The organism is Chitinilyticum aquatile DSM 21506 (assembly GCF_000430805.1).
GTDB classification, from domain to species: domain Bacteria; phylum Pseudomonadota; class Gammaproteobacteria; order Burkholderiales; family Chitinibacteraceae; genus Chitinilyticum; species Chitinilyticum aquatile.
This window is the reverse complement of sequence record NZ_AUMS01000013.1, coordinates 81,677-95,262: the sequence shown is the minus strand read 5'-3', so window position 1 is coordinate 95,262 and position 13,586 is coordinate 81,677. Positions and strand designations below refer to the sequence as shown.

Genomic DNA, 13,586 nt, shown 5'->3' with positions numbered 1-13,586 from the left:
GAACCGATGAAGCAGAAACTGTTTGAAGCCCGCTATGCGGACCTGTGGCAAAGCATCGAGCTGAGCCTGCAGGCCAAGGCACCCGCCAATGATTTCCCCGAACGCTACCGGGCGTTGTGCCATACGCTGGCACTGGCGCGGCAACGCGGCTATTCGCCGTCACTGGTCGAACGGCTGAACCAGCTGGCATTGCAGGCACACCGCACGCTGTATGCCGCGCCGGAAAAGCGCGAGCTGCTGCTGATGCGCTGGGTGATGCGCGATTTTCCGCGCCTGGTGCGCAGCGAATGGCGCATGGTGCTGCTGTCGCTGGGGATTTTCCTCATCGCGGCGCTGCTGGTTGCGCTCGCCATCCACAGCAACCGCGATTACGCCTACAGCTTCAGCTCGGCCTTTGAGCTGGCGCACTTCGAGAACATGTACAGCGACGGCAACGAGCGCTTCGGCGAGCGCACGTCGGATGACGACATCATGATGTTCGGCTTCTACATCTGGAACAATGTGTCGATCTGCTTCCGCGTGTTTGCCGGCGGCGTGCTCTACGGCCTGGGTTCGCTGCTTTTCGTCGCGTTCAACGGCGTGCATTTCGGCGTGGTGGCTTCCTGGCTGAGCTTCAATCCGGCGACCGTCGAAAATTTCTGGTCCTTCGTGATCGGGCATGCCTCGCTGGAACTCACCGGCCTGATCCTCGCCGGCGCATCGGGGCTGAAACTCGGGCTGGCGCTGCTGCGCCCCGGGCGCATGACTCGCCGCGCCAGTGTTCGCGCCGCTGCCGGGCAGATCGTGCCGATGCTGCTGGGCGCGGCAGTGATGACCTTTCTGGCCGCCTTCATCGAGGCATTCTGGTCCTCTCGCGCGGATGTGCCGCCCATGGTGAAATTCATGGTCGGCGGTGTCCTGTGGGCCGGTGTGCTGCGCTATTTCCTTTTTGCCGGCCGGGGTGCGCGATGAATCTCGACCAGCTGCAGATCGACGCGCGTCCGCGCCCGCATGCACAGGCCATCGACCTTGGCTCCGCATTGCTGCGCGAACATGCCCGCACGGTCTATCTCACCTGGTGGGCCATCTGGCTGCCTCTCGGCGCACTGATCGCGCTGCTTTCGCCGCAATCGCTGCTGGTGTGGAACTGGCTGCTGCTGTGGTGGCTGCGCCCGCTGATCGAGCGCAGCACGATCTTCATCCTGTCACGCGCGGTGTTCGGCGAGCAGATCAGCGTGAAGCAGGCACTCAGGGCGTGGCCGTCGCTGCTGCGGCTGGGCTGGCTGCGCTCGCTGACCTGGTGGCGGCCCATCATGGTCGGGCGTGGTCTCTATCAGCCGGTGTGGGTACTGGAAGGCGCCAGGGGCGAGCTGGCGAACCTGCGCCGCCGCGTGCTCGGCGCGCGTGGTGCCTATGGCAGCGCGGCATGGTTCGGCGTGATCTGCGCGCATTTCGAATTCATCCTGCAGTTTGCGCTGATCAGCCTGCTGGGGATTTTTCTGTCCTCCGCGGAGCAGATCAACCCCTTTCTGTTGCTGCAGGACGAGTTTGCAGCCGGCCGCTGGGAAAACCATCTGCCGCTGCTCACTTACCTGTTCAGCGCCGGCATTATCGGCCCTTATTACGCCGCCAGCTGTTTCACGCTCTATCTGAACCGGCGTGCCGAGCTGGAAGGCTGGGACATCGAAATCGCGCTGCGCAAGCTCGCTCGCCGCCGCAGCAGCCAGCTGGCGCCGGCGCTCGGGAAATCGGTGAGCAAAACGATCAGCAAGACACTGGGGGTGCTGCTCGCAGCCATGCTGGCCTTTGCATTCCCCTGCACACCGGCAGAAGCCGCAGCAGACTGCAGCAAGCTGGCTCGCCCCGACCAGCGCACGGCCAGCCGCAGCGCAAGCGCGAACCCGGAGCAGGCGCGTCTGCGCCAGAGCATCGACCAGCTCGCCGGATCAGAAGAATTCAGCAACTGGGAATGCGTCGAGGGCTGGCAGCCCAAGCCGAAAAAACCGGAAAAGGAAGAAAAGGACGACCGCGACTGGGAGTGGCTGAGAAAGCTGCTGAATGCTGACGGGCCGAAGCTGCCGGTGGCCGACATTCTGAAGCCGGTATTCATTGCCCTGCTGATCATACTGGTGGCCTGGCTGATCTACCGGAACCGCAAGCTGCTGGGCGGCCTGCTGGGCAGCGACAAGGATGAGAAAGGTTTCGTCCCTGCAGCGGAAATCTGCGGGCTGGACATCCGCCCGGAAAGCCTGCCGTCCGACATTCCGGCCAGCGTGCTCGCGCTCTGGCACGATGGCCAGCATCGTGCCGCACTGGCGCTGCTTTACCGCGCCAGCGTGTCACGGCTCGCGCACCGGTATGCGCTGGAACTCGCAGCCGGCTTTACCGAAGGCGATTGCCTGGAGGCGGCCCGCACAGCCGTCCGCAACGGCCAGATCAGTAAAGAGGCCGGCGAGCACTTCACCGATCTGACCCGCATCTGGCAAGCCGCAGCCTACGCCGACCGCTGGCCGGAAATCGCCACGCTGCAGCAGCTCTGCCAGCGCTGGCGACAATTGCACGGAGGTGCGCAATGAAGCTGCGCGGCATTCTGCTCAGCGCCCTGCTGCTGCTCATCACACTCGCCATCAGCGTCTGGTGGTTCAGAACCATGGAGCGCAAGCCCGAGTGGCAGTGGCGTCCCGCGTCAGCGGAAATGCGTGAGCAGCCGCTGCTGCTCGCCGCGCGCTTTCTGGAGAAAAATGGCCTGAAGGTCCGGCAGATTCCCGATCTGTCGACCCATCAGCAAGAACTGCCACAAGCAGGTGTCATCGTGCTGCCCTGGCGCAACAGCTCGCTGGCGCGCAGCGATCACGACGCGCTGATGCGCTGGGTGAATGCGGGTGGCGTGCTGTTCACCTCGACGGGCGGGCGCGATTACGACGACGACGACAAGCTGATCGACCCGCGCGAAAGCGACCAGCTGCTGCGCGAGCTGGATTTGCAGCATGCGGAATACGACCCTACTCACGAAGATGACGAGCATGACAGTGAGGATGATGCCTCAACTCTCGCGCAACTCAGCCTGCCCGGTGTCGATCATGCGCTGCAGATCGACACCGACATGCTGGCCGCACTGCAGCCGGGCAAGGTCAGCCCGGCCTGGTCGGATGAAACCGGCCCGTACCTGCTTGCCTACCGGCACGGCCGTGGCTGGATCGTCCTGACATCGGGCATCCAGCATCTACTGGCCAATGGTTCACTGCAGCAGCGCGATCACGCCGAACTGCTGTGGCATGTCAGCCGACTGGCCGGGCCTTCAGCCAATGTCTGGCTGGTCAGCGGACAAAGCAATCTGCCCTGGTACACGCTGCTGTGGATGAAGCTGCCCTGGCCCTTGCTGGGCCTCGCGTTGCTGCTGCCGCTGGCGCTCTGGCGGGCAAGCTGCCGCTTCGGCCCGCTGCTGCCCAATGAAGCCAGTCCCCGCCGCGCAATTCTTGAGCATATCGACGGCAGCGCACGCTGGCTCTGGCAGCGTGAAGCCGGGCGTCATCACTTGCTCTCTGCGGCGCGGCAGGCCCTGCGCCAGCGCATCGCCAACCGCCTGCCCGAGCTCTCGCGCCTGCCCGATCACGAACTCATCCGCGTACTGTCATTGCGCTATGAGGTGCCGGCAACGGCCCTCGAACAGGCGCTGACCGGCCGCTGCCCCAGCCATCCTGCGCAGTTCACTGCGCGCATCGCCCTTTTGCAATCATTGAGGAACCGTTTATGAGCGTCAGCCCGGAACACTTCACCCAGGCCTCCGACATCGCGCAACGCCTGCAGGCTGAAATCGCCCGTTCTGTGGTCGGCCAGACCGATGCCGTGCGGGCAGTACTCGCCAGCCTGCTGGCCGGTGGCCATGTGCTGCTCGAAGGCATGCCGGGGCTGGGCAAGACGCTGCTGGTGAAAGCGCTGGCCAAGACCTTTTCCGGCCAGTTCGCCCGCATCCAGTTCACGCCCGACCTGATGCCGGCCGATGTGGTCGGCCATGCGGTGTTCGACCTGAAAAACCAGAGTTTTACCGTGCGCCGCGGCCCGATTTTCACGCATCTGCTGCTGGCCGATGAAATCAACCGCGCACCGGCCAAAACGCAATCGGCCCTGCTGGAAGTCATGCAGGAACGCCAGGTGACCATCGAAGGCGAATCGCATCCGCTCGACGCTCCCTACATGGTGCTCGCCACGCAGAACCCGATCGAGCAGGAAGGCACCTACCCGCTGCCGGAGGCCCAGCTAGACCGCTTTCTGGTGAAAGTGCTGATGGATTACCCGAGTGCGGCGGAAGAACTGGAACTCGCCCGGCTGACCACACAAGGGCGCATCGGCGATGCGCTGGATGTCGCTGCAGTCAATACGCTGATCAAGCCGGAAACCGTCGCCACGCTGCAGCAGGTCGTGGCGCAGGTGCGCGTTGACGAGCAGGTGCTCGATTACGCGGTGCGCATTGTGCGCGCCACGCGCGACTGGCCCGGCATCGGCATCGGCGCCGGCCCGCGCGGCGCCATTGCGCTGATCCGCCTTGCCCGCGCCTGGGCCGTGCTGGAACAGCGCGATTTCGTGACGCCTGACGATGTGAAGCAGGCAGCATTGCCGGTACTGCGCCACCGCATCGCCATCACGCCGGAAGCCGAGCTGGAAGGCCTGGATGCCGACCGCCTGCTGCGCGGCCTGCTTGAACAGCTGCCGGCTCCACGCGCATGATTCCCGGTCGACGCCTGCTCGGGCTGACCCTGCTGCTGGCTTTGCTGGGGCTGGTACCGGCCTTCTTCACGCCGCTGCAGCCGGCATGGCTGACTATCGCCGGCCTGCTGATCCTGATGGCTCTGGTCGATGCGGTACGGGGCTGGCGTCCGCCGCGCGTGGACGCCTCCCGCCTGCATGCAGGAGCCTGGTCGCAGGGACGCTGGCGCGACAGCACGCTGACACTGATGCACACCGGCGGCCGCCCGCTGCAGGTCGCCGTCTTCGATCATTACCCCTCCGGCTGGGAAATGGCCGGGCTGCCGCATGCGCTGCAGCACCGACTGGAAGCGGGCAGCGCCAGCCAGATCAGCTATCGCCTGCGTCCGCTCCTGCGCGGCAATCACCAGTTCGGGCGCATCGAATTGCGCATCGATAGTCCCTGGGGACTGTGGCAGCGACGGCAATGGACCGGCGAACCCGAAGCGGTGCGCGTCTTCCCGGACTTTGCCCGCATCCTGCACCAAAGCATCCACGCCACCGACACCCGCACGCAGGGCGGTGTGCTGCGCCGCCGCCGCCGGGGCGAAGGCACCGACTTCCATCAGCTGCGCGAATACCGGCAGGGCGACAGTCTGCGCGCGATCGACTGGAAAGCCACAGCGCGATTCCAAAAACCGATCAGCCGCGAATACCAGGAAGAGCGCGACCAGCAGATCATTTTCCTGCTCGACTGCAGTCGGCGCATGCAGGCGATGGACGATGAACGCAGCCACTTCGATCATGCGCTGGACGCGATGCTGCTGCTGGGCTGGACGGCACAGAAGCAGGGTGACGCCATCGGCGTGTATGCCTTCGGCGGCGTCGAGCGCTGGCTGCCGCCGCACAAGGGACGGGTCGCCATCGACCGCCTGCTGGAAGGCGTCTACGACCTGCAGCCAACACTTGCCACACCGGATTACCTGACCGCCGTCGAGCGCGTACTGGAAAAGGCCCGCAAGCGCTCTTTCGTCGTGCTGCTGACCAATCTGCGAGACGAGGATGAGGACACTCTGGCATCCAGCCTGCAGCTCTTGTCCGAACGTCACCTCACGCTGTGCGCGTCACTGCGGGAAATCGCACTCGACCAGGCCGTACGCACGCCCGTCACCAGTTTCGAGGACGCCATACGCCACGCCGGCACGCTGGATTACCTGCGCGCCCGCTGTACCGCCATGACCCGGCTGTCGCTGCGCACCCGCGAGCTGCTGGATGTCACCCCGCAGGAATTGCCGACCGCGCTGGTCAACAACTACCTGAAACTGAAGGAAAGCGGTCAGCTGTAAACCGTACTTGCGCCAATAACCGGACATTCGGAGACAAAACCCTCATGTCTGCATGGCCTTGGTCTATCGTTAAGCCCGGAACCCAAAGCAAGACCGTTTTGAAACATCATTCAGGAGAGCTGCATGAGCATGCAAAAGAAACTGCTGGCACTGGGCGCTGCGTCCATCACCCTGCTGGGTGTGGCACATGCCGATGACAGCGCAAGCGATGAAATCGTTCGCAACCAGCGCGTCATCGATAAGGTCATCCAGATGGGCGAACACCTTCGCACGCTGAAATCCTTCAGCGTGACGGCGGCAGTCAGCCAGGATGTCGTGCTGGAAAACGGCCAGAAGATCAAATACCTCTCCAGCGGCAAGCTGCTGTATGGCGGCAAGAACCTGCTGCGCACCGAGGTCAAGGGCGATCGCCATACCCGCACTTTCTATTACAACGGCAAGCAGCTGACCATTCACGCTCCCAGGCTGGGTTATTACGCTACGGTAGATGCACCGTCCACGCTTGCAGAAATGGTCGAAACCGCCGAGAACAAATACGGCATGCATTTCCCGATGACTGATCTCTTCCTCTTCGGCAAGACGCAGGAGCAGATCGACGCCATCAGGGGCGCAGCCTATGTCGGCCCTTCGACGATCAATGGCAAGCTGTGCGATCACCTCGCCTTCCGCCAGGACAATGCCGACTGGCAGCTGTGGGTGACACGCAGTGACAAGCCGCTGCCGTGCATGCTGGTCATCACCAGCACCGACCAGCCGGAGCAGCCGGAATATGTCGCGGTATACAGCTGGGATACCAAAACCAAATCTTCTGCCGCCGATTTCACCTTCGTGCCGGGCAAGAAAGACATGAAGATTCCGCTGAAAAACGCCGCTGAAGCCAGCGCTCAATGATCCGGAGAGACACCATGATGATCGGTACACGCAAAACCCTGATGCTCTCCGCCCTTGCTGCATCACTGATGCTGCTGGGTACATCCATTGAAAGCAGTGCCGCTCCGCGTGCCAAGGGCGAAGCCAAGGCGCAGGTCAATCGCGGTGGCGGTAGCGGCGCTGCCGCCAAGCCCAATACCGCTGATCACCAGGCCAGCCGCGGCAACGTGAACCAGGCCAACGTCAACAAGACGAACACCAATCGGCAGAACACCAACGTCAGCAACCGCAACGTCAGTAACACCAATGTCAACAACGTGAACATAAACCGAGACGTGAACGTGAATGTCGACGGTTACCACGGCGGCAGCTGCCATGGTGGCTGCTACGACGACGACTATCATCCCATCGCCACGGCAGCAGCGGTCACCGCGACAGTCGCAGTGACGTCGGCCGTGATCGGCTCGATCGTCAACACCGTGCCGGCCAACTGCGTTCCGGTCAATTATGCCGGCACCGTTTACCAGCAATGCGGCAATACCTGGTATCAGCCGCAATACGCCGGCAGCAATGTGACTTACGTTGTGGTCAACCCGCCGCACTAGGCAAACGGGCTTGCCAGCCCTTGCGCAGCAATGAAATGGCCGGCTTTACCGGCCATTTCATTGCATGGGTATATCCCCATATCGCTTGTGATTCAATCGCTTGCAGCTCATACAGCTACATGTATTCACAAGACCGCCGTCTATCGCCGGCAGGCAAACATTTGGCAACAAGCAGCCGGCTGCTGCTGCGGCAGAATGCCCCCGTCTGCCGTCCTGCCCGTTCCCAATGTCCCTGCCTGCTTCCCGTCGCTTCACCGTCCTCGACAGTTTTCGGGGTCTCGCCGCGCTCTGTGTCGTGGTTTTTCACCTGCACCTGCTGCAGGGGTTCAGCCAGTGGGATTTCTTCCGCTCAGCCGGCCTCTGGGTCGAATTCTTCTTCGTGCTCAGCGGTTTCGTGCTGTGCCACAGCTATGGACAACGCCGCTTCGATGCCGGCGCCCTGCGTGACTACCTGATCAGCCGCTGTTTCCGCATCCTGCCGCTGCATGTGGTGATGCTGCTGGTGTTCACGCTGGGCGAGGTGCTGCTTCTGCTGGCCAATTCTGCCGGCTGGACCCGGGCCATTGCCTTCAGCGGCAGCACCGACGCCAGCCAGTGGCTGCCCAATCTGCTGCTGCTGCAGGCCTGGCTGCCGTGGACCAACCCCTTTTCGTTCAACGGCCCGGCCTGGAGCATCAGTGTCGAGTTCTACCTGTATCTGCTGTTCGGCATCATTTTGCTGGGCACTGCCGGCCGGCTGCGCCTCCGGGCTTATCTGCTGATTGCCATCGGCTGCACGGCCTGCGTGCTGACAGGCCAGCCCTTTACCGGCAGCGGGGCCTTCCGCGGGCTGACGTGCTTTTTCATGGGTGCACTGGCGTACGAGGCCTTCCGCCACCTTCGCTGGCCGGCGTGGCAGTCTGCGGTTTACAGCGCGCTGGAAGTGCTGGCACTCGGTGCGCTCTATGTCGCACTTACCGCGCAGTATCCGCACAAGAGTTATTTCGCCTGCTGCTTCTTCAGCGCCTTCATCGTGCTGTTCGCGCGCGAAGGCGGTGCAATTTCGCGGCTGCTGCGCCAGAAACCATTCGAGCAGCTCGGGCACTGGTCGTTCTCGATCTACCTGATCCATTTTGCCCTGCTGCATGCGGTGCAAAAGGTGCTGCAGCACGTTGCCAGCCTTGGCGGCCCACGCTGGCTGGCCTGGGGCAGCGAAGGCGCCGTGCGTATCGAATTCATCAGCACCGGCAGCATCGCCGGCGATACCCTCTTCGGGCTGGCCATGCTGGCCCTGACCCTGCTGCTGGCCAGCCGGACTTACCGCCACATCGAATTGCCCGGCATAGCTGCCGGCAAGATGCTGCGTGCACCACGCGCGGCCATGCCCGGCGACAAGCGCCGTCTCGCACTGGCAGAAAACTAAAAATGACGGGTATGTTGACACAGCCACTCATTCCAAATGGCTACAGCCCAATACCCTGAAATTTAGACCATGAATTATTCTCGCATGGCGGCAGGGCATTCCTTCTGATGATGCAAAAACAAACGGCAGCCACGGCTGCCGTTTGTTTGCTGACTGATAGCGGATCAGTCTTGTGCCGGCACCTGCCAACCCCCGCCCAATACGCGGTACAGAGTGACCAGCGCGGCACGCTTCTGGCGTAGCGCATCTTCCAGGCTCAACTGCCCCTGGAAAAGACTGCGCTCGCTGTCGAGCACTTCGAGATAGCTCGAATAGCCGTTGTTGTAGCGCAGATTCGCCAGATACAGCTGACGCTGCAGTACCGTCTGTTCGGCGGCCAGTACCAGATACTTGCGCTCGGCACTCTGATAATTGCGCAGTGCCGCGCGCGTATCGGCAAATGCCTGGCTTACCGCCTGACGATACGCCGCCAGCGCAGCCTTCTCTTGCGCTTTGGCCTGATCAACCTGAGCGGCAGTCAGCCCGTTGTTGAAAATCGGCTGCGCCAGATTTCCGGCAAATGACCACGCGCCGCTGCCACTGTTGAACAGCGTCGACATTTCCGGGCTTTCCACGCCAAGCAGGCCGGTAATGCTGATGCGCGGGAAGTAGGCAGCACGCGCGGCCGACACCCGCGCCTGGCTGGCACGCAACGTCTGCTCGGCCTGCTGGATGTCAGGCCGGCGCAACAGCAGGTCGGAAGGCAGGCCAGCCGGCACATCCCCCGAAGCCAGCACCTTGGATTCCAGCTGCGGCAAGGGCGTCAGGCCGTTTTCATAGAGATCCTTCGGCATTTGCCCGACCAGCACCGACAGCGATGCTTCCAGGCTGGCCTGCTTCTGCTCCTGATCCAGTTGCGCAGCAACGGCAGTGGCAACCTCGGTTTCGGCCTGCCGCATGTCCAGTTCGGAAGTGATGCCCCCCTCGAACTGCTTCTTGCGCAGCGCGTAGGACTCCTGCCGGCTCTTGACCGTCTTGCGGGTCGTGATCAGGCTGGCATTAGTCGCCTGCAGCGCGAAATACTGCTCTGCAACCGTGGCGGCGAGCGTGAGGCGCACGCCATCCAGCGTGTATTCGCTGGCAAGCAGATTAGCCTCCGCAGCGGCAACGCTGTTGCGCACACGCCCCCACAGGTCGATCTCCCAGCTGGCCGACAGGCCGACGGCATAGCTGTCAGCCACCCGCTGCGGCGCGCCATAGACCGACTCGGAACGCTGCCCGCGTCCGGCGCTCGCCGTACCATTGATCTGGGGCAACTGCTCGGAGCTGGTCACGCCGAGCACCGCACGGGCTTCATCGACCTTGGCAACCGCCAGTTCGATGGTCGGACTTTGCGCCAGCGCCGATTCGATCAGCTGGTTGAGTACCGGGTCCTGGAAGTTTTCCCACCACTTGGTGGCCAGCGGCGCGGATGGCTCGCTGGCTTGCGGCAGCTCCAAAGGCGGCTTGTCATAGGTCGGAGTCAGCCCGCAACCGGCCAGCAGGACCGCCAGGGTCAGGGGCAAAAGCGTACGCGACAAGGGTTTGATGTGTTCAGTCATGGTTCTGCTCCTGGCTGACGGCCTTGCGCTCGGAAGAGCGCATGATCAGGCGGAAGAACAGCGGAATGAAGAAAATCGCGATAAAGGTGGCAGCCAGCATGCCGCCAATCACCGGCCAGCCCAGCGCATGACGGCTGGCCGAGCCCGCGCCACTGGACATGACCAGCGGTACGCAGCCCAGAATGAAGGCCAGCGAGGTCATCACGATTGGCCTGAAGCGCAGGCGCGCGGCTTCCAGCGCCGAATCAAGCAGATTCAACCCTTCTTCGTGTTTCATGACCGCAAACTCGACAATCAGGATCGCGTTCTTCGCCGCCAGGCCTATCAGTGTCACCAGGCCGATCTGGAAATACACGTTATTGGTCAGCCCGACTGCCCACGTTGCGAGCAAGGCACCGAACAGTGCGAACGGCACGGCGGTAATCACCGCGAACGGCAAGGACCAGCGCTCGTACTGCGCGGCCAGAATCAGGAAAATCATGATGATGCCGAAACCGAATGCAAGCCCTGCGGTACCGGCCGATTTCTTTTCCTGATAGGCCGAACCGGTCCACTCCAGCTTGGCTTCGTTACCCAGCACCTCGTCAGCCACCTGTTCCAGAGCCTTGATGGCCTGACCCGAGCTATAGCCCGGTGCAGGCTGGGCCATGATCTTGGCGGCCTGGAAAACGTTGAAGCGTTCAACCAGCTCCGGACCTGCCGAGTTCTTCACCGCGACCAGACTGTTGAGCGGAATCATGTCGCCGTTTTGCGAACGGACGAACACGTTGCGGATGTCTTCCGGCTTGGCCCGGTAATCGGCTTCGGACTGCAGCTGCACCCGGTAGGTGCGGCCGAACTTGTTGAAGTCGTTGACGTAGACCTGGCCAAACGTCGCCTGCATGGTATCGAAGACACTATTGATCGGCACGCCCAGCGCCTTGGCCTTCTCGCGGTCAAGATCCAGATAGATCTGCGGCACATTGGCGCGGAAGGTCGTCGATACGCTGGAGAACTCGGGACGTTTCTTGGCCGCCTCGACAAAGCGCTGTACCTCTACCGAGAAGGCCTTGGCGTCACCAGTCCCGCGATTCTGCAGATAGCCTTCGAGGCCACCGGTGGTTGACATGCCCATGATCGGCGGAGGGTTGAAGGTTGCGGCAAAACCGTCGGTCAAGCCCATGTACCCCATGCCCTGCAGCTTCTTGGCCAGCGCAAACGAGTCGTTGCCAGCCCCCTGGCGCTCGCTCCAGTCCTTCAGTGTCACAAAGGAAATGCCGCTGTTGCTGATCACGGCACCAGAAAGCATGTCATAGCCCGAGAAGGTGACAACATTCTCGACATTCGGATTTTTCATTACCATCTGGTCAAAATGATCGGCCACTTTCTGCGTGCGGGTCAGGGCTGCTGCATCAGGCAGCATGATCGCCCCAAGCAGATAGCCCTGATCTTCATCGGGAACCAGTGCTCCGGGCAGGCGGCTGAAAAGCCCCCAGGTGCAGAACAGGATCACGGCAATCAGGCCGAAGGCGACCCCAACCCGGCGGTTCAGGAAGGCCACACCGCCGACGTATTTGCCGGTCAACTTCTCGAAGCTGTTGTTGAACCAGACAAAGAATTTGGCAGGCTGGTGATGGCTGTTCTTGAGCAGCAAGGCACACAGCGCCGGCGACAGCGTCAGCGCCACCAGACCGGAAATGGCCACCGAAACGGCGATCGTCACGGCAAACTGCTTGTACATCACCCCGGTCATGCCGCCCATGAAGGCTACCGGGAGGAATACCGCGCACAGTACCAGCACGATCGCTACGACCGGGCCGGATACTTCCTCCATCGCCAGAATGGCTGCCTCGCGTGCCGAGCACTTCTTCTCGCTCATGATCCGTTCGACGTTTTCCAGCACCACGATCGCATCATCCACGACGATACCGATCGCCAGCACCATGCCGAACAGCGTCAGCAGGTTGATCGAGAAACCGAGCAGCAGCATCCCGGCAAACGTGCCGACCAGCGATACCGGTACGGCGATACATGGAATCAGCGTGGCGCGGAAATTCTGCAGGAACAGGTAAACCACGATGAACACCAGCACGATGGCTTCGAACAGCGTGTGCACCACTTCTTCGATCGAGATCTTCACGAACTCGGTCGTGTCGTAGGGCACGCTGTAGCGGATATCCTGCGGGAAGCGCGCCTTCAGTTCTTCCATCTTGGCCTTGACGGCCTCGGCCACGGCAACCGCATTGGCTCCGGGCTGCAGATAGGTACCGATACCCACGGCCGGCTTGCCATTGGCACGCACGGTCAGATCGTAATCCTTGCCGCCGATTTCTACCCGGGCAATATCCTTCACGCGGATTTTCGAACCGTCCGGCATGGCCCGCACGATGATGTTCTGGAATTCGCTGACTTCCTCCAGCCGCCCCTTGGTCTGCACGGTAAAGGTGAAGTCCACTGGCGAAGTCGTCGGCTGGGCGCCGATCTTGCCTGCGGCGAACTGGGCATTCTGTTCGCGGATCGCGGACACGACGTCACTGGTCGTCAGCCCCAGCTGCGCCATGCGGTCAGGACGCAGCCAGACACGCATCGCGTAATCGGTACCACCGAACAGCGAAATATCGCCCACACCGGGAATACGCTTGAGTTCATCGACAATATTCAGCAACGCGTAATTCGACAGATACGTGGTGTCATAGCTGCCCTTGGGCGAGTCCAGTGTCACCACCTGCAGGATCGACGTCGATTTTTTCTTGACCGTCACACCCTGCTTTTTTACCTCTTCGGGCAACTGCGCCATGGCCGCGGATACGCGGTTATTGACGTTGATGGTCGCCTGATCGGGGTCGGTGCCGATATCGAAATACACATTCAGGTTCATCTGGCCGTTGGAAGCCGAACCCGATTGCATGTAGATCATCTTTTCAACGCCGTTGATCTGCTGCTCCAGCGGAGCTGCCACGGTCTGGGCGATGACTTCCGGGGTTGCGCCGGGGTAGAACGCGGTCACCGAAACAACGGGAGGCGTAATTTCCGGATATTGCTCGATAGGTAGCGAGCGCATCGCAGCCAGACCGGCCAGCACGATGATGATCGAAATCACGCTGGCAAAGATCGGCCGTTCGATAAAGAACTTCGAGAACAT

General features: G+C 62.1%; 10 protein-coding genes. 8 read left to right on the top strand and 2 right to left on the bottom strand.

Going from position 1 to position 13,586, the window contains the following annotated elements:
• The first annotated feature begins 6 nt into the window (after positions 1-6).
• The 8 genes from H559_RS0109910 (at position 7) to H559_RS19770 (ending at position 8,885) form a co-directional block, all read left to right on the top strand.
• Positions 7-951 (top strand): stage II sporulation protein M, encoded by a 945-nt coding sequence (locus H559_RS0109910; RefSeq protein ID WP_028452583.1) that lies wholly within the window; start codon positions 7-9, stop codon positions 949-951.
• Positions 948-2,555: a DUF4129 domain-containing protein gene (locus H559_RS0109905; RefSeq protein WP_028452582.1), complete on the top strand. Its 1,608-nt coding sequence runs from the start codon at positions 948-950 to the stop codon at positions 2,553-2,555. Before H559_RS0109910 ends, H559_RS0109905 begins: the two co-directional genes overlap by 4 nt.
• Complete coding sequence (locus H559_RS0109900) at positions 2,552-3,733, top strand: DUF4350 domain-containing protein (protein ID WP_028452581.1); 1,182 nt, start codon at positions 2,552-2,554, stop codon at positions 3,731-3,733. Before H559_RS0109905 ends, H559_RS0109900 begins: the two co-directional genes overlap by 4 nt.
• Positions 3,730-4,704 (top strand): AAA family ATPase, encoded by a 975-nt coding sequence (locus H559_RS0109895; RefSeq protein WP_028452580.1) that lies wholly within the window; start codon positions 3,730-3,732, stop codon positions 4,702-4,704. Before H559_RS0109900 ends, H559_RS0109895 begins: the two co-directional genes overlap by 4 nt.
• Positions 4,701-6,008, top strand: coding sequence for a DUF58 domain-containing protein (locus H559_RS0109890; protein ID WP_028452579.1), 1,308 nt, complete (start codon positions 4,701-4,703; stop codon positions 6,006-6,008). The genes H559_RS0109895 and H559_RS0109890 overlap by 4 nt, the downstream gene beginning before the upstream one ends.
• Before the next feature lie 123 nt (positions 6,009-6,131).
• Entirely contained in the window at positions 6,132-6,899 is a 768-nt protein-coding gene (locus H559_RS19775) for a DUF2092 domain-containing protein (RefSeq protein ID WP_034640640.1), read from the top strand.
• A 14-nt stretch (positions 6,900-6,913) separates the two neighbouring features.
• The gene (locus H559_RS0109880; protein WP_028452578.1) at positions 6,914-7,483 is read left to right on the top strand and encodes a hypothetical protein; all 570 of its coding nucleotides are present in this window, start codon (positions 6,914-6,916) and stop codon (positions 7,481-7,483) included.
• 226 nt (positions 7,484-7,709) lie between these two features.
• Positions 7,710-8,885, top strand: a complete 1,176-nt coding sequence (locus H559_RS19770; protein ID WP_051279238.1) for an acyltransferase family protein — start codon at positions 7,710-7,712, stop codon at positions 8,883-8,885.
• A gap of 164 nt (positions 8,886-9,049) precedes the next feature.
• On the opposite strand, the gene H559_RS0109870 is transcribed toward H559_RS19770, so the two are convergent.
• Together H559_RS0109870 and H559_RS0109865 are read right to left on the bottom strand one after the other, a co-directional pair.
• The gene (locus H559_RS0109870; protein ID WP_081412980.1) at positions 9,050-10,465 is read right to left on the bottom strand and encodes an efflux transporter outer membrane subunit; all 1,416 of its coding nucleotides are present in this window, start codon (positions 10,463-10,465) and stop codon (positions 9,050-9,052) included.
• On the bottom strand, positions 10,458-13,586 hold the full coding sequence (locus tag H559_RS0109865; RefSeq protein ID WP_028452576.1) for an efflux RND transporter permease subunit: 3,129 nt from the start codon (positions 13,584-13,586) through the stop codon (positions 10,458-10,460). Before H559_RS0109865 ends, H559_RS0109870 begins: the two co-directional genes overlap by 8 nt.

Excerpts from the sequence above, each read along its gene's own strand:
- H559_RS0109880 (WP_028452578.1), top strand. The coding sequence starts at position 6,914 with ATGATGATCGGTACACGCAAAACCCTGATGCTCTCCGCCCTTGCTGCA.
- H559_RS19775 (WP_034640640.1), top strand. The coding sequence starts at position 6,132 with ATGAGCATGCAAAAGAAACTGCTGGCACTGGGCGCTGCGTCCATCACC.
- H559_RS0109890 (WP_028452579.1), top strand. The coding sequence starts at position 4,701 with ATGATTCCCGGTCGACGCCTGCTCGGGCTGACCCTGCTGCTGGCTTTG.
- H559_RS0109905 (WP_028452582.1), top strand. The coding sequence starts at position 948 with ATGAATCTCGACCAGCTGCAGATCGACGCGCGTCCGCGCCCGCATGCA.
- H559_RS0109870 (WP_081412980.1), bottom strand. The coding sequence starts at position 10,465 with ATGACTGAACACATCAAACCCTTGTCGCGTACGCTTTTGCCCCTGACC.
- H559_RS0109900 (WP_028452581.1), top strand. The coding sequence starts at position 2,552 with ATGAAGCTGCGCGGCATTCTGCTCAGCGCCCTGCTGCTGCTCATCACA.
- H559_RS0109910 (WP_028452583.1), top strand. The coding sequence starts at position 7 with ATGAAGCAGAAACTGTTTGAAGCCCGCTATGCGGACCTGTGGCAAAGC.
- H559_RS0109865 (WP_028452576.1), bottom strand. The coding sequence starts at position 13,586 with ATGTTCTCGAAGTTCTTTATCGAACGGCCGATCTTTGCCAGCGTGATT.
- H559_RS19770 (WP_051279238.1), top strand. The coding sequence starts at position 7,710 with ATGTCCCTGCCTGCTTCCCGTCGCTTCACCGTCCTCGACAGTTTTCGG.
- H559_RS0109895 (WP_028452580.1), top strand. The coding sequence starts at position 3,730 with ATGAGCGTCAGCCCGGAACACTTCACCCAGGCCTCCGACATCGCGCAA.